Below are 15,943 nucleotides of genomic sequence, written 5' to 3' on the forward strand. Positions count from 1 at the left end.
CTTTATAAGCATCAGACAGACAAAAAGATAAGAAATCTGGTTTTTCTAGATGCCAGATTTCTTATATCAATACAAATAAGGTTGGGTTATCGAACAACTAGTACAGAAGATTCTGCATAGCTTACTACTGAAGAGGCTGTAGAACCGAGTAAGTATGTTTTCATACCAGGATTACGTGAGCCAATGACAATAAGATCAGTTTGGATTTTTTTTGCCGTTTCTAAAATTTTATCACGAGGATTACCAATAGAGACATAAAACTGAGTGGTGCTATTTGGTATATCGATATGCGATAAACTTTCTTTTAATGTTGATAATGCAATTTCGATGCGCTGTTTATCACTTGTAAGTCTATCTTGACCAGGGAATGCAAATCCGACAAAGGACTCATAGCTAGGAATAACAGATAAGAAGTGAATATTAAGTTTATCAGCAACGGCCAACGCTTTTAAATGAGAGGTGACTTTGTCTAATAAACCAAGTTCTGTAAAATCAACGGGTACTAGTACTGTTTTTGGCATGGTGGCTCCTAATTAACCTTTATTTTGATTAGGGCATTATCGTTAATTTGCTGCTCGTAAAAACGATAGTTACCTTTTAATCTTATCAGCCAAATAGCAAAATAGTGGAAAAAAAAGAAATATTTTTATTTTTTGAGATGTTTGTATTTTTTATATGAAACATAGTGAAACTGGGAACGGCTACTCTTAAAAATGAGTGGCACTATAAAAGAACGCTTATCGCTTTTATTTTTATATAATATCTGGAGTATTATTTTTTAAGAATTCTATTTATTTTTAGTGTGTATTAGAGATAGAACGTTAAATTAAAATTAAAATGCAATTATATAATGTTTATTGTTTAAATTTGGCGATTTTTTAAAAACTTATTCTTTATAAATTATAAATATATCTATTTATAATAAGATAAATTTATGTCTATGAATATAATGCATTTTTTATAAATGAGAATCAATTTCATTATGCGAGTTTATAAAAATAGCTCTGTTACAAATGAGATTGGTTTTTATTTTTATTACGTTTGTAATTTTAAGGAAATAAATAAAAGTATCTTTAAAACTGCTATATTTTTATTTTTAAGTGTGCATAATATTCATAATGTTAATTTTTATTGTTAGGGAAGTAAAATATGTTACATCAAGATATGATTAATAAACTGAATGAGCAGCTGAACCTTGAGTTTTATTCGGCAAATCTTTATCTGCAAATGAGTGCTTGGTGCGACGATAAAGGATTTGATGGTGCAGCTAAATTTTTAAAAGCACATTCCCGCGAAGAAATGGAACATATGCAGCGCTTATTTGATTATTTAAGCGATACAGGTGCTTTACCTCTACTTGGCGCTATTGATGCTCCTCCATCGGAGTTCTTATCTTTGTCTGATTTGTTTGCTAAAACATATGAGCATGAGCAGTATATTACTGCTGAAATTAATAAATTAGCGCATTTAGCAATGACAACTCAAGATTACTCAACATTTAATTTCTTACAGTGGTATGTTTCTGAACAACACGAAGAAGAAAAATTATTCAAATCTATTATTGATAAATTAGCAATGGTAGGAGAAAGCGGAAAAGCGCTGTTCTTGTTAGATAAAGATTTAAACGCTTTATCAACTTCTGCTCATATTTAATTATTAATAATGAAAGAGGGTAACGCTTTTAGTTAGCTTTATTCTTACTAGACAGTAAAGTTACTTGGCGCTCTGTTATTGTATAACAGGGCGTTTTTTTATACTTAAATCTAAAATGAAATGATTTTTTCCTCTAATTTATGTTCTCTCTTATATTTTTATTATTGTAATAATTAGGATATCTATTTTCGCCTGCAATGCTTTTTATGATTATTATTTGAACAGTAAATTATTTCACATTTATAACAGTTTGAGTGTGTATTGAACTGTTTAGTCTGTCAAAAAGGGTATTAAATTTTTTCGAAATGTAAAAATGAGTGATATTTGAGACAGTTCCTGCTCTAAATAACCTATATTTTGAGTGTTAGTTCACAACCTTTTATTTCAATGAGTAAGAAGCGAAGATCTTGAGATAAATTTACTATAAAATATTTCCATAAATAAAAAAATCACCTGTAATTTAAGAGGTTATTATGTCATTAAATACACTTAAAACATCATGGGGCAAATTATCCGCCATCGCTGTTTTATTTTTAGGTATGTCATGCCAGCAAGCATTAGCTCATGCACATTTAAAATCACAACTTCCAGCTGAAGGTGCCGCGATAGAACAAGCACAAGCACCAAAAGTGATCACTCTTGATTTTTCAGAGGGTATTGAACTTGATTTTAGTAAAGTGAAAGTAACCCATGCTAATGGTAAAGAGATCACAGTCGGAAAATTGAGTTTAGATCCTGTTAATAATACAAAGTTGTTATTACCTTTAGAAGGTGAATTAGCTGCGGGTGATTATTCAGTAGATTGGAATGTGGTTTCTGTCGATGGGCACAAAACAAAAGGTTCTTATCAATTTAGTGTAAAATAATGACACCTGAAGACGTTTATATTTTATGCCGCTTTTCTCATTTTGTGGCAGTCATGTTTGTTTTTGGACTGAGCTTCTCGGCTGCCATTCTCGCAAGAGATAAATTTATCCCGCTTATTCAAGTTCGCTTGCGTCCTGCATTAGCTATCAGCACTATCACTCTGTTTATTACAACTTTTTTATGGTTGGTGGTGCTATCAGGTATTATGGGCGATGGCTGGGATGACGCGTGGTCTTTTAATATATGGAAAGCGGTATTAAACACCACATTTGGCCAAGTGTGGCAATGGCAACTGGTTTTATCTACGCTAGCGCTATTAATGTTATTTATTCACCAGCGTTATATTCGAAATATTGGTTTACTTATTATTGCAACATTGATGCTTACTTTTCATGCATTGATAGGGCACAGTGCTATGTTTACAGGCACAGAAGCAATTATTTATAAAGTTAACCAAATCGTTCATTTAATTAGCGCTGCATATTGGTTTGGTGGCTTGTGGCCTTTTGTTGTTTGCTTGCAGTTTTTACGAAATAAAGATGAACTGGCTGATGGAATGATCAAACCAATTATTGCGACAATGAAGAAATTTTCTTTATTTGGTCATATTGCGGTTTTTCTCGTTATCGTTAGTGGTGTTATTAGTGCGATTATGTTGATCCCTGGCTGGCCTATCACACAACTTTCTTCTGAATATCAAAGCATGTTGTGGCTTAAAATTGCATTTGTTGGTGTGATGTTAGGCCTCGCTATGATTAACCGTTATGTTTTGGTTCCTCATATTAGACGAAAAAATAATTTTCAGTGGTTACTGATTAATAGTTGGTTTGAACTATTGCTAGGCACCGTGGTTATTTTTACTGTTGCTATCTTTGCGATTAACTCACCAGTATAGATTGTTATATAATCGTAAAAATCTAATCTGTAAAACGAGATATAAATATGAGACGTTTTTTACTCGCGGGTATGTTAATGGTGTTCTCTTTCCAAGCTTTTTCTGCATCGCTCTCAACAGTTAGCAAACTTCAATTTGGAGATGAGTGGCCTTTTACTCGTGAAGAAGTGATGCTTAATTGTCGCGCTGATGGAGCTTGGTTTGTGATTAATCCTGCGACATTAGTACAATATCCATTAAATGATATTGCAATGACACAGATGAAAAACGGCAAAGTAAATGCTCAACTAATAGATGTGATTTTACTTGCTGATCCTAATGATCCTGAAAAGAAAAAGTCAGTAGAAGCGATACAAAGTGCTTTTAAATCGCTTTGTGATAAAAATTAATCAATTGTTTGATATTTTAAAAAAGAAATTTATCTACTTATTTCATTGATTTTATTGATTAAAATTTATCATGCAGAAAATATAGATAGAAAAGGGCGCGTGCGTTATTGGTTTACTGGATCTTTACATATTGTCTACTAATATTTAACAGTAGATAGTGAGATAAATAAAAGTCAGGTTCAACACCGAGTTTTATGTAGTAAACCTTTATGTCCTTTTTAGCGCACGGCTCGTAATGAGCCTTTTCCCTAAGCCAGGTAAATGATTTACCTGGCTTTTTTTATCTGTTTTAACATCATATTACGCTACTTTTAAGATCCAGTGATGGCTTTGCTTATCATAAGCATGGCGATAAAGTAGTATGTTTTTATCCTTCAGTTGAGCAGGAATGCTTGTATTCTCATCCCATCCATCTAGTTGCATACAAAATTCTTTATCATAATCACATGGAATATGGATATAAGTTAGCTGATTATCACCAGAGTGTTTTAAGGTAACGTCTTCTATTTCATAAGAAGCAATTTTTAAAGTTGTTTTATTCATTGTCATGCTCCGAGGCAGGTGGTTTGTATTGTGCTTTGTTTATATGGTTAAAGGCTAAAGCGATAAAGAACGCTTTTTGACCAAACAGCTTTAAGCATAGTATAAATGGAATTCATTTCCAAAATATTTTTTGCAAATAAAAAAAGCGGATCATTTTTTGTGATCCGCTTTAAATAAATTGGTTGAAATAAGCCTGAGTTACCTAATTTTTATGGTTTGGGTATTGCAGTTCCCCATTCATCCCACTCTTTAGGTTCTTTTGCATTTAAAATGAAATTCTGTTCCTGTTTAGCTTTTGCTTGTAATGGTGTAGATGGCGGTGTTGCAAATGTAATTCCACCGCGTATAAATTGTTTAAATGTACCACTACGAATAACGCCACCAGTAAGCCCAAAGGAGAAGTTATAACCTGAAGAGAGCCAAAATTCGGTATTATTTCTAACAAGATATTGATATTTTTTACTAATTCTAATATGAATTAATACTCTATCAGACATATTTCCTAGTTCTAATCCAGTTACTGCACCAACTTCAAGTCCTCGATAATAGATAGGTGTGCCAATTTGCACTGAACCGGCCTCTGTAGCGTTAAGTACTAAATTTAAACCATCAAGGTAACGAGAGTCTGTAATATTAGCAGCTTGTAATTCAAACTGTCGATAAACGCCGCCATTACCAGGTTCTGCTTTAATATAAGGCTGAATAAGAGAGTCTAAATTATCTAACCCTGATGCTGTTAGTTCGGGTGTAACAACAGCAAAACGACTACCAGAACGAGCAAATGCTTTTACGTAATCAGGGTAGAGAACGGCAGAAACGTTCACTGCTTTTCTATCAAAAGAAAGAGCCAATGATTCAACTTGTCCGATATCAATACCCAAATAGCGAATAGGCATTCCTTCTGAAAGCTTGCTTGCATCATAGGTTTTTAACGTGATTTGAGCACCAATTGCACGGGCACTGGTTTCTGAAGGATAAAGCTTATAACGTGAAGCATTATTATTAATATTTTCAAAGTTATCAAAGCTGATGGCACCCTTAAGGGCTCTATTCAATGGTGTTGCTTCAACAGTAAGTCCGCCACCATTTAATGAGACTTTTGCTGCACCTTCAGTCCAAAAAACACTTTTTTCAGTAAGAAGATGGCGATATTGTTTAGAGATATAAACATCAATATCAAACTCATTTATTAAAGGTCGGACATCAGTAATTTCGCCGATTTGAAATTGGTGATAAAGCACTACAGAGCCTTTTTGGATACCCGGTAGGCTAGAGGCTTTTAACGTTAATGTAACGGGCAATTCATTACCATCAATACTTGCTTTAGCATAAAAATCATTACGGTATAGACGATATTGTTCGATAGGTTTGCCTTTATCACCTTGAATTAAATGTATACCGCCTTCAAGCCATTCTTGTGGTGTTGCACCTTGAATATCAATGCCATTTAAGCCCATATTGACATTGATACGACTATTAGCAACAAATTTACTATTTTGATAAATATAGTGTTTATATTCGGGGGCTATAATGGCATCAAAAATAACACCATCATCACTTATATTGCGCTGAATTATTTGACCTATGGTTATGCCTCTAAAGAGAATAGGCTGTCCTGCATCAACACCCCAGCTTTCTTCACTGGTTAATGAAAGAATTAAACCATCTTCGCCATAAAGCGCCTTTCCTGCATCAATAGAAGTCGCTGACTGCAATACAAATTGCTGATTTTCTTGTACTGGCGGGCTATTTTCGGGAGAGTCAAAAGCAATGGCGCCATTCACCAAAGCGGAAATGCTTTCCATTTTAACAGATACACCACTTTTGAGATCAAAGCTTCCTTGAAAACCTGACACATTCCAAAAGTGACTATCTTGTCGAATAAGATGCGAGTATTGCTTATCGATACTTAATTCAATAAAAATACCTTGGTTATCGGGACGAATGGCATAGCTATAAACTTTACCTACAGGCACTTTACGATAATAAACTTGAGAATCTACATTTAACGATCCTAAGTTATCGGCCGTTAAGGTAATCAATTGTTGGTTTTTATCAATATTAGCTTGAGGGCGTACTTCTTGGGCAACAAATGTGAGCTGTTTTTCGCCATCACCTGGTAGCATGCTAATGTAGTTACCTCCAACAAGGGCATCTAAACCAGAAACACCAGACAGGCTTGCTTTTGGTGTTACTAACCAAAATTGAGTATTTTTTCTCAAGGCTGTCGCAACGTCTTTGCGCACATTAGCGGTGACAATGACACGGCGCAAATCATCACTTAATGTCACATCCTTAACAATACCAACATCAACACCTTGGTAGCGAATAGGTGTTCTGCCTGAGACTATTCCTGAGGCAGATTGGAAATCAATTGTAATTTGTACGCCTTTATCTTGCCAGTGCTGAAAAAGCAACCAGCTCGCAATAAAAATGGCGATAACAGGGAGTAACCAAAAAGTCGAAATTTTACGCTTGCGGCGTATCTCGGCTTGTGCTTCCTGAGCATCGTTTTCTTCGTGTTGCATAAGTATCCCATAATAAACGGCTATCCAACCATTCAACGGCAAGGATAGTCAGAATAACAGCAGTACCAAAATAAAAAGCCGCAGGGCCCATTGTGAATGTCATAAGTTGATCACGATTAATTAATGACATCATCAAACCAATGACAAATAGATCTAGCATTGACCAGCGCCCAATCCAAGAAACGAAGCGATACAACTTCATTCTAAGTAAAGGGTGAATTTTAGCGTTAAATTGAATAGTGAGAAGCAAAACTAGCAAGATAATAATCTTAAAAAATGGCACAAATACACTGGCGATAAAGACGATAATTGCTATTGGAGTATTGCCAGAATTAACTAAAGCAATAACACCAGAAAAAATAGTATCTTCGTTACGTTGGCCATTAAGATAAAAAATAGATATTGGCAATAGATTGGCGGGTAACAGTAAAATCATTGCTGCAATTAACGCAGCCCATGTTTTTTGTAAGCTCATAGGTTGGCGCGCTGAATAGCATGATTTGCAGCGCGGACAATGTGAGGATGGCATCGTTTTAAAATAGTAATGACAGGCATGACAGGTTGCAGGACTATTTTTTACTTCTTTTTGGGGATAAAACTGCTGCCATAATTGATCCATATTGATGTTAATGAGCATTAGTAGGCTTAACAACATCAAGGCAATAAATGCGATTAGGCCATCGCCAAGGTAAACCGTGGAGTAATCACCAAGTTTAATTGTCGCCACACCTAAACCGATTAGATAGACATCTAACATAACCCACTCTTTTAATTTGCCCAACATTAAGAGAACAGGGCGAAGATTAAAGCGTAATCGTGCACCCAGATGAAGGTACAAAATAGCAATAGGGAGACTAAGAGGAGCAGCAACCGCGCAAAATGCGACCATTGCCGCAGTAAGTGGATCACCTTGTTCTGACATTAAACGTATACCATCAAGCACATTTGCAGAGATCATTGTGCCTAATAGATGAATTTTGATTAGAGGTTGTGTGAATGCGATTGATGCAAGTATTAGCATCGTTATTGATAAAATTAATAGCCGCGTCAGTGACCAATCACGATAAGAGGCAAGTTTTGCTTGGCACTGTGGACAATATGCGTCTTCGCCGCGTTTAAGCGCAAGCGGAAGTGTGACTAAGTTATCACATTCCTGACAGCGAATAGATTTTGTCTCCATTTTGGATAGGGTGCTCATTAAATCGCCTATATTGTATTTATTCAGACTTATCGTTTGATTAAGCTAAAAAAAAGTATCTATACTCACAGCTTCACAACTTATCATTTTTATTATATTTACGCTTTTTATTTTACAATAATAAGTGTCTGATTTTTTTTGTGAGTCTTAAGCGCATTTTATCGTTTTTTTGCTCGATTCTTAAAAACAGTGTATTCAACCTCAGAGTGAAATAGGCTAAATTACGAGTTATGTTATCCATTTTAGTTATGCAAATAAGGTTTAATGATGCCAAAATCGCTTTTTTATCAGGAACTCACTGATAATTTGTCAGCCTTGTTGTCTGGTGAAAATGATCTCATCGCATCACTTGCTAATACCAGCGCGCTTCTTTACGAGAAATTAGACTCGATAAATTGGGTTGGGTTTTATCTTAATGATGGTGATTCATTAGTTCTTGGCCCCTTTCAAGGTAAAATCGCTTGTGTAAGAATTGGTTTTGGAAAAGGAGTATGTGGTAGTGCATACTCAGAAAACAAAATTTTGAGAGTGGGTGACGTACATCAATTTAGTGGACATATTGCATGTGACAGTGCAAGTCAGTCTGAAATTGTTCTGCCTTTAGAGGTAAATGGACAAATTATCGGCGTTCTCGATATTGATAGCCCTATTTTTGATCGTTTTGATAAAAAAGATGAAAATGGGCTTAAAGCCTTGTGTGGCGTGCTCTGTGAGCACTTAAAAACTTGTCATACAGCAAAATATTGTGAATTTTGTGTAAGTTAACAGGCGTTTGCCATAGAAATTGTTGGCAACACTATTATAATGTCGCTTGTTCATGCCTGCGCTGGTTGGCAAAACCGTTGTAATCAGGAAATTTCATGGAAAATCAACCTAAGTTGAACAGTAGTAAAGATATCATCGCTTTTTTAGCGGAACGTTTCCCTAAGTGTTTTATCGCTGAGGGTGAAGCTCGCCCTTTGAAAGTCGGCATTTTTCAAGATCTCGTTGAGCATCTAAAAGATGAGACTTCACTGAGTAAGACACAATTACGTTCGGCATTACGCTTATATACGTCAAGTTGGCGCTACCTTTATGGTGTTAAAGAAGGTGCAAAACGTGTCGATTTAGACGGTAATGACTGCGGCGAACTGGAAGCAGAGCATATAGAACATGCTCGTACACAATTAGCAGAAGCGAAAGCTCGCGTTCAAGCTCAACGAGCAGAGCAACGCGCTAAAAAACGCGAAGCTGAAGGTGATAAGGAGACCAGTAAGCGTCCGGCAGCGAAAAAGCCAAATCCTCGTCGTCAGCCACCTAAAGAAGGTGAAAAACGGCAGCCCCGCCCTCAAAGGCAAGCTTCTACAGCGCCTCGCAAGGCACCACGTGAAAATATCGAAAAGTTAATACCAGTGAAGGATACCTCAGTACTTACTGTGGGTCAGGCGCTGAAAGTTAACGTCGGCAGCAGCGTGATGGATGCGACAGTGCTAGAGATAGCGAAAGAGGGTGTACGTGTACAATTGCCTAACGGTTTGGCAATGAATGTACGCACGGAACATTTAAAGTTCTGATACGGAGGCCAACCAGAGCATGAACAAACTTTTAAATGTGGCTTTTGTTATCGGATTAACTTTAACAAGCACTTCTGTTGTGATGGCTGAGAAACCAGCCATCCCTGCAATAGCAACGATAGATCAGTTACCGATGCTAAAACAAGAGCCACAACACTCTACTGTGAGCGAACGAGTCACTTCTCGTTTTGAACGTTCTCACTATCGGCAGTTCTCGCTTGATGCGAGCTTTTCAGAAAAGATTTTTAATCGTTATCTTAATCTATTAGATTATAGCCATAACGTGTTATTAGCGTCAGATATTGCCCAATTTGATAAAGATAAAGCTAAAGTAGGGGAATATTTAAAATCGGGCGAGCTTGAGCCGTTATTTAACTTGTTCAATCTTGCTCAAAAAAGACGCTTTGAACGTTTTCAATATGCTTTAAATCGTTTAGATAAGCCAATAGATTTAGTTGGACAAGATAAATTTGAGTTAGACAGAACCAAAGCGCCTTGGCCTCAAACCCAAGATGAACTAGATAAGCTTTGGGATGCAAAAGTAAAATATGATTGGTTAACGTTGAAACTGTCAGGTAAAAGTGACAGTGAAATCAAAGAAACCCTGACTAAACGTTATAAAGCAGCGATGCGTCGCCAGACACAAAGCCAAAGTGAAGACGTTTTTCAGCTTATCATGACAGCATTTGCCCGTGAAATAGATCCTCACACCAGTTATTTGTCACCAAGAAATACAGAAGCCTTTGACTCTGAAATGAGCCTCTCATTAGAAGGGATCGGTGCTGTATTGCAGATGGATGATGACTACCCAATGATCAATTCAATGGTTACTGGTGGTCCCGCAGCGAAAAGTAAAGAGCTGAAAGTAGGTGATAAAATTATTGCTGTTGGACAAAGTAATAAACCGATGGTCGATGTTGTTGGCTGGCGTCTTGATGATATTGTCGCGTTAATCAAAGGACCAAAAGGTAGCCAAGTTAAACTGGAAGTCATCTCTGATGAAAAAGGTGCTAAACCAAGAACGATCACCTTAGTGAGAGAGCAAATCCGTTTAGAAGATAGAGCAGTTAAATTGACTGAAAAAGTCATTAATGGTGAAAAAGTTGCTATTTTGGATATTCCTAGTTTTTATGTTGGATTAACCAATGATGTAAAAACGCAATTACAAAAAGTGGCTAAAGATAATGTTTCATCATTAGTTATTGATTTACGTGGCAATGGTGGTGGTGCGTTAACAGAGGCAATCTCACTTTCTGGATTATTTATTCCTAGTGGTCCTGTCGTACAAGTGCGAGATAACAATGGCCGAGTACGCCAAGATTTCGACCGTGACGATGTTGTTTATTATAAAGGGCCGCTGGTGGTTATCGTTAACCGCTTTAGTGCTTCCGCTTCTGAAATTTTTGCAGCTGCAATGCAAGATTATGGTCGTGCATTAATTGTGGGTGAACAAACCTTTGGTAAAGGTACGGTTCAACAATATCGCCCATTAACTCGTGTTTACGATCAAATGTTAAGCCCTGATTGGCCTGGTTTAGGTTCAGTACAATATACTATTCAAAAATTCTATCGAATTAATGGTGGTAGTACTCAACTTAAAGGGGTGACACCTGATCTATTGCTGCCAAGTTTTGATAGTTCGGAAATGGGTGAAAGCTTTGAGGATAATGCAATGCCGTGGGATAGTATTTCTCCTGCAAGCTATCAGTTATCTGATTATTCAGAAAAGATAAAATCATCTTTAGCCTCGCTAACAGAACAACACGCTAAGCGTATTGCGGGTGACAGAGAGTTCTCTTATATCTTTGATGATATCAAGCGTTACAACGAAGCTAAGGCGAAGAACGAAGATAAATATGTTGTTCTTAACTTTGCAGAAAGAGAGAAAGAAAACAAAGAGCTAGAGGATACCAAGTTAAATCGCCTTAATGAGCGTTTTAAAGAAGAAGGTAAGCCACTACTTAAATCGCTTGATGATCTGCCTAAGGATTATGAAGGCCCAGATCCTTATTTAGATGAAACAGCTAAAATAGCGGTAGATCTCTCTCAAATGATAAAGCCTAAAAAGCTATTAAATTAAATTATTTAGTCATAAAAACAAGTACTTAATAATAATGAGTACTTGAAGTAACCCCCAATAGTTGGATAACCAATTACTGGGGGTTTTTTTATATCCAAATGCAATTGAGGTATAAAAATTATTATTGGTAATCCATATTTATTAGGTGAGTAATCTTAAGAATGTAGGTATATCTTCTCGATATATAGCTGTTACATTATTTCTTAATAGATTTTAGCTATCCACAATGTTAAGTCATCAGGAAGAACAATAATTATTCATACACATCGTTATTTTTATAATATTGAGACAGTTAAATTCAATGTTATAAAACTTAATTTTTAACCCGAAATATATTTTGAATTAAATTTAAAAATCCACTTTCAAAATATTGATTTAAATACTTTTCTTATATTGAAAACCTATATGAATTTGAAATAAGATAACTAACTGTGTATTTTCAGTTGAATATACTATAAATATTGGAATGGATGGAGTTATTTATTAGCGCTTAAGGTATATATCTGACTGTGCATCATAATCGCATCAATATGTAATAAGTGAGGAACATTGTTATATTTGATAATTAAATGAAACTAAAGATTTAATACCAATATTAAAATAATAAATAAACACGAGTATAAATATTGGCTGATATTCAGGCTAAGTTTTGTGAGATATAAAAAAGAGACTAAGTTGATTTCTTCGCTGATGAATTCTTCAAGTGGTGAGGAACAAATTAGGTTTATCTGATAAACAAAATAAAAAATCAACTAGCCTTTATTGTGTTGTAAGTCACATTTTAAGATTTCCTTATTGTAATAAGTGTAATATGTTGTGACAATGATCGCTTAAATTGACATAAAATTACTATAGCATACAGATTATGAAAATTTGTAACACTTTGACAGGCCATCGCAACAACTAAAAAACTAACCTAGATAATGAATATTTTTTATTCGATGATTCTAAAAATGTATTATCAAAGCAGTATGTAATAGCTAAGATATTATATTTCTAGGATTAGCTTTTCCTCGTAAGAAATAATGAATAAATAGCAAGTAATCTACAATTTGCTTAAAAAATATCTATTGCGAAAAAATAAGTAAATATAAATGTGACGAGATAGTCGCATTGGTTTTTTTATGCCCAAATAATGATTTTATTGTTTGAGATTGATGTAACTAAAGATTTAAGTAAAGGTTACTTTTTAGCTAAATATAAAAATGGTGCTTTATTGAGCTCGCTGAATATAAGCCAATATAAATTAATTCAAATATTTATTAACCAGGCCGAATTAAAATGAAAGTAAAAAGAATAGTATTGCTTATGTTTTCTCCTTGTTTTCTAGCCGTAAGTGCTGCAAATGCAGGAACTTGGGAAAACACAATCAAAGAAAACTCATTTATTTCTGATTCTGAACTTGAGCTTTCTACAATTAATATGTGGAAATATCTCAAGACAGAAAACCGTTTTGATAAAGAAGCGCAACGCTACAAAAAGCAAGTTGCTAATGCATGGGGGCAAAACTTCCAAGTAGATTTCAAATCAGGTTATTTTGGTGACATTATTGGTTTTGATGCTTCCTATTACGGTGCTATCAAATTAGGGGCAAGTAAAGACTTCGCCTCCCGTGCAATATTATTTAATGATGATGGTGAAGCAAAAGGCTATAACAAAATTGGTCAACGCTTCGCAAAAATTAAATTAGATTTAGATCCTGTTTTAATTAACGGTAAAGCAGGTTGGTTTACTCTGAAAAATACTGGTATTTTTTCTAACTCACAGCGCCTCTCATTAAACAGTTATAACGGCTATGCTACTACAACTACAATGGGTGATTGGAGCTTAGACTTACTGTATCTTGATGGTAAAGTGATGCGTCGTGATAGCCCAAATACCGACAGAATGTATTTCAGTGATGGAAATGGCGTTAGACACAATGTTGATCATGTCATTACTGGTGGTATTAATTACAACTCCAAACCGCTAAAAGTATTTTATTTCTACGGTCAGGCGGATGATCTATTCCGTCAACAAGGTTTAGAAACAAAATATAAATTAACTTCAGACGTTACTATTGGTGGTGTTGTTTATTATCACGATTATGGTAGTGATGGAAAACGTACATTAAGTAATGCCAATGCAGGTAAACGTAACTTTGATAATGATGCATGGCACTTTGCAGGTACTATGGAATGGCGTATTCCAGAATCACCGTGGACACTACGTTCAGGTGTGACTTATACCGATGCTGAAAAAGCAAATGGTGTTGGCCAATTTGCACGTAACCCAATTGGTAATACCCGTGGGCGTTTTAATTCACCAGCTTATGCAGATATTGACTATGTGCGCGATGGTGAAGTTATGGGGGCATTAGAAGCAGAGTATAGAGTTAATAAAGCGTTTTCTGTTGGTGCGCGTACTAACTACAGTGAATTTAGCTATTCAGGTGAGAGATTAAAGCAAGGTCAGTTTGGTTTATTTAGTTATTGGAAACCGACAACTAACCTTTCTATTTCTTTAAGTGGTGGTATTGGTTGGCATCACCAGCAAGAAAATGATTACTCCACACCGAAACTTTATGATGGTCACTCACAACGTGCACACTCATTATCAGGTTCTATGACAACGACATATCGTTTCAAAATGTAGTTTATAGCGTCAGTTCGTTTTATTGTTTGTATCAAGTGCATGACTTGCATTATTTGTAAGTTGTGCACAAAAATATACAGATAAATTAGATGATAGGAAGTCATAATATTCACAATGCTAGTTGATAACGGTCTTTTTATGACGAGTCAATTATCAAAGTATTAAACGATGTTACCAGAAATCTTCTTGAATTAATCTCTTGAGCTTAATAACACAAAAAAGTTGCATTATCTATTGCGCAATAAATTGTGGGTAAGTTAGGCACCTCAGCAAATAAAACAAGCGGTTGAACAGCAATGAGAACTTGCTTGTCCTCAAATCATACCTGTTTGGTAATGATGCATTGATATAATATTTTAATATAATTCATCAGCGTTATGAATAACATATACTTGAATCAAAAATTAAATAATATTTATTTTAGTTACACTTCGAGCTTAAGTTTGAAATGTTTCCCTATAATTAGGCCACCAATTACTGGTTTTTTTTATGAAAATGTAAAGTTATAATATTTTTAGTCATAAATAAGTTAAAAGACTTGATAAAATTAAAAAAAGCCTTATTTATAGGGTAATTTGTAATGTGACAATTAGATAAAATAGGAACAGTATCAACATGATGAGAATTGCATTATTCCTTTTAACAAACTTAGCCGTTATGTTTGTTTTTGGGATTATCTTATCTTTAACTGGAATTCAAGGTCGCAGTGTTCAAGGTTTAATGATCATGGCGGGCTTGTTTGGTTTTGGTGGTGCATTTATTTCGCTGCTGATGTCAAAATGGATGGCATTACGTTCAGTTGGCGGTCAAGTTATTGAAAATCCGACTTCTGAAGTTGAACGTTGGTTATTAAACACCGTGAAACGTCAGTCTGAGCAAGTGGGTATCAAAATGCCTCAGGTTGCGATTTATGATGCACCGGATATTAATGCGTTTGCAACAGGTGCTCGCCGAGATGCGTCGCTGGTAGCCGTAAGTACGGGTTTACTTGCTAGCATGAGCCGCGATGAAGCCGAAGCAGTTATTGCTCACGAAATTAGCCATGTCGCTAATGGTGATATGATAACGATGACTTTGCTGCAAGGTGTAGTGAATACTTTCGTTATTTTTATTTCTCGGATCATTGCGCAATTTGTTGCTAACTTTATCTCTAACGATGACGAGAGTGAAAGTAGCAATGGTAACCCTTGGGTTTATATGGGGGTATCAATGGTTCTGGAGATTGTCTTCGGTATTTTAGCAAGTATCATCACAATGTGGTTTTCTCGTTACCGTGAGTTCCATGCTGATGCTGGCTCAGCAAAACTTGTTGGCCGTGAAAAAATGATTGCAGCATTGCAACGTTTAAAAACCAGCTATGAGCCACAAGAAGAGAGCAGCATGATGGCATTTTGCATCAATGGCCGTAATAAATCATTTAGCGAATTATTTCTTTCACATCCACCACTAGATAAACGCATCGAAGCATTACGTAGCGGTGAGTATCTGAAGTAGTAGGATTGTAAAATGAAAAAATAGAGACTAATAAATTTAGCCTCTAAAGAAAAAACACCAGAGCAGTTATTGTCTGGTGTTTTTTATTTTAAATTGTGGGTAATGATTA

13 protein-coding genes are annotated in these 15,943 nt (G+C 35.5%); 9 read left to right on the forward strand and 4 right to left on the reverse strand.

Annotated features, from left to right (window positions below):
- Positions 1 to 86: 86 nt before the first annotated feature.
- Positions 87 to 521 carry a universal stress protein gene (locus PH4a_RS14045; protein ID WP_129040583.1) on the reverse strand — a complete coding sequence of 145 codons (435 nt, stop codon included), beginning with the start codon at positions 519 to 521 and terminating at the stop codon, positions 87 to 89.
- Positions 522 to 1,149: 628 nt separating this feature from the next.
- On the opposite strand from PH4a_RS14045, the gene ftnA reads away from it, so the two are divergent.
- The 4 genes from ftnA (at position 1,150) to PH4a_RS14065 (ending at position 3,804) form a co-directional block, all read left to right on the forward strand.
- The gene (gene ftnA, locus PH4a_RS14050; RefSeq protein WP_064719674.1) at positions 1,150 to 1,653 is read left to right on the forward strand and encodes a non-heme ferritin; all 504 of its coding nucleotides are present in this window, start codon (positions 1,150 to 1,152) and stop codon (positions 1,651 to 1,653) included.
- A 473-nt stretch (positions 1,654 to 2,126) separates the two neighbouring features.
- Positions 2,127 to 2,519 (forward strand): copper homeostasis periplasmic binding protein CopC, encoded by a 393-nt coding sequence (gene copC, locus PH4a_RS14055; protein ID WP_064719675.1) that lies wholly within the window; start codon positions 2,127 to 2,129, stop codon positions 2,517 to 2,519.
- Positions 2,519 to 3,415, forward strand: coding sequence for a copper homeostasis membrane protein CopD (copD, locus tag PH4a_RS14060; RefSeq protein ID WP_129040586.1), 897 nt, complete (start codon positions 2,519 to 2,521; stop codon positions 3,413 to 3,415). Before copC ends, copD begins: the two co-directional genes overlap by 1 nt.
- Positions 3,416 to 3,462: 47 nt before the next feature.
- Complete coding sequence (locus PH4a_RS14065) at positions 3,463 to 3,804, forward strand: YebY family protein (protein WP_129040588.1); 342 nt, start codon at positions 3,463 to 3,465, stop codon at positions 3,802 to 3,804.
- A 300-nt stretch (positions 3,805 to 4,104) separates the two neighbouring features.
- On the opposite strand, the gene PH4a_RS14070 is transcribed toward PH4a_RS14065, so the two are convergent.
- The 3 genes from PH4a_RS14070 to yebS form a co-directional block, all read right to left on the reverse strand.
- Positions 4,105 to 4,347 carry a DUF1480 family protein gene (locus PH4a_RS14070; protein ID WP_064719678.1) on the reverse strand — a complete coding sequence of 81 codons (243 nt, stop codon included), beginning with the start codon at positions 4,345 to 4,347 and terminating at the stop codon, positions 4,105 to 4,107.
- A gap of 209 nt (positions 4,348 to 4,556) precedes the next feature.
- Positions 4,557 to 6,875 carry a PqiB family protein gene (locus PH4a_RS14075; RefSeq protein WP_129040590.1) on the reverse strand — a complete coding sequence of 773 codons (2,319 nt, stop codon included), beginning with the start codon at positions 6,873 to 6,875 and terminating at the stop codon, positions 4,557 to 4,559.
- A complete protein-coding gene (gene yebS, locus PH4a_RS14080; protein WP_129040592.1) occupies positions 6,817 to 8,073 on the reverse strand; it encodes a membrane integrity lipid transport subunit YebS in 1,257 nt (418 codons plus the stop codon). The genes PH4a_RS14075 and yebS overlap by 59 nt, the downstream gene beginning before the upstream one ends.
- A gap of 267 nt (positions 8,074 to 8,340) precedes the next feature.
- On the opposite strand from yebS, the gene PH4a_RS14085 reads away from it, so the two are divergent.
- The 5 genes from PH4a_RS14085 to htpX all read left to right on the forward strand — a co-directional run bounded on the left by PH4a_RS14085 (position 8,341) and on the right by htpX (position 15,834).
- Positions 8,341 to 8,838, forward strand: a complete 498-nt coding sequence (locus tag PH4a_RS14085; protein ID WP_129041929.1) for a GAF domain-containing protein — start codon at positions 8,341 to 8,343, stop codon at positions 8,836 to 8,838.
- A 95-nt stretch (positions 8,839 to 8,933) separates the two neighbouring features.
- Positions 8,934 to 9,626: an RNA chaperone ProQ gene (gene proQ, locus PH4a_RS14090; protein ID WP_064719682.1), complete on the forward strand. Its 693-nt coding sequence runs from the start codon at positions 8,934 to 8,936 to the stop codon at positions 9,624 to 9,626.
- A 19-nt stretch (positions 9,627 to 9,645) separates the two neighbouring features.
- The gene (prc, locus tag PH4a_RS14095) at positions 9,646 to 11,706 is read left to right on the forward strand and encodes a carboxy terminal-processing peptidase (protein WP_129040594.1); all 2,061 of its coding nucleotides are present in this window, start codon (positions 9,646 to 9,648) and stop codon (positions 11,704 to 11,706) included.
- Positions 11,707 to 12,987: 1,281 nt separating this feature from the next.
- Positions 12,988 to 14,340, forward strand: coding sequence for an OprD family outer membrane porin (locus PH4a_RS14100; RefSeq protein WP_129040597.1), 1,353 nt, complete (start codon positions 12,988 to 12,990; stop codon positions 14,338 to 14,340).
- A 615-nt stretch (positions 14,341 to 14,955) separates the two neighbouring features.
- Positions 14,956 to 15,834: a protease HtpX gene (htpX, locus tag PH4a_RS14105; protein WP_064719685.1), complete on the forward strand. Its 879-nt coding sequence runs from the start codon at positions 14,956 to 14,958 to the stop codon at positions 15,832 to 15,834.
- The last annotated feature ends 109 nt before the right edge of the window (positions 15,835 to 15,943 follow it).

Source organism: Proteus hauseri, from assembly GCF_004116975.1.
GTDB classification, from domain to species: Bacteria; Pseudomonadota; Gammaproteobacteria; order Enterobacterales; family Enterobacteriaceae; genus Proteus; species Proteus hauseri.

Bases quoted from the DNA above. Each gene is read 5' to 3' on its own strand.
- yebS (WP_129040592.1), bottom strand. From the start codon at position 8,073: ATGAGCACCCTATCCAAAATGGAGACAAAATCTATTCGCTGTCAGGAA.
- PH4a_RS14065 (WP_129040588.1), top strand. From the start codon at position 3,463: ATGAGACGTTTTTTACTCGCGGGTATGTTAATGGTGTTCTCTTTCCAA.
- PH4a_RS14075 (WP_129040590.1), bottom strand. From the start codon at position 6,875: ATGCAACACGAAGAAAACGATGCTCAGGAAGCACAAGCCGAGATACGC.
- PH4a_RS14100 (WP_129040597.1), top strand. From the start codon at position 12,988: ATGAAAGTAAAAAGAATAGTATTGCTTATGTTTTCTCCTTGTTTTCTA.
- PH4a_RS14085 (WP_129041929.1), top strand. From the start codon at position 8,341: ATGCCAAAATCGCTTTTTTATCAGGAACTCACTGATAATTTGTCAGCC.
- copD (WP_129040586.1), top strand. From the start codon at position 2,519: ATGACACCTGAAGACGTTTATATTTTATGCCGCTTTTCTCATTTTGTG.
- proQ (WP_064719682.1), top strand. From the start codon at position 8,934: ATGGAAAATCAACCTAAGTTGAACAGTAGTAAAGATATCATCGCTTTT.
- PH4a_RS14045 (WP_129040583.1), bottom strand. From the start codon at position 521: ATGCCAAAAACAGTACTAGTACCCGTTGATTTTACAGAACTTGGTTTA.
- PH4a_RS14070 (WP_064719678.1), bottom strand. From the start codon at position 4,347: ATGAATAAAACAACTTTAAAAATTGCTTCTTATGAAATAGAAGACGTT.
- htpX (WP_064719685.1), top strand. From the start codon at position 14,956: ATGATGAGAATTGCATTATTCCTTTTAACAAACTTAGCCGTTATGTTT.
- copC (WP_064719675.1), top strand. From the start codon at position 2,127: ATGTCATTAAATACACTTAAAACATCATGGGGCAAATTATCCGCCATC.
- prc (WP_129040594.1), top strand. From the start codon at position 9,646: ATGAACAAACTTTTAAATGTGGCTTTTGTTATCGGATTAACTTTAACA.
- ftnA (WP_064719674.1), top strand. From the start codon at position 1,150: ATGTTACATCAAGATATGATTAATAAACTGAATGAGCAGCTGAACCTT.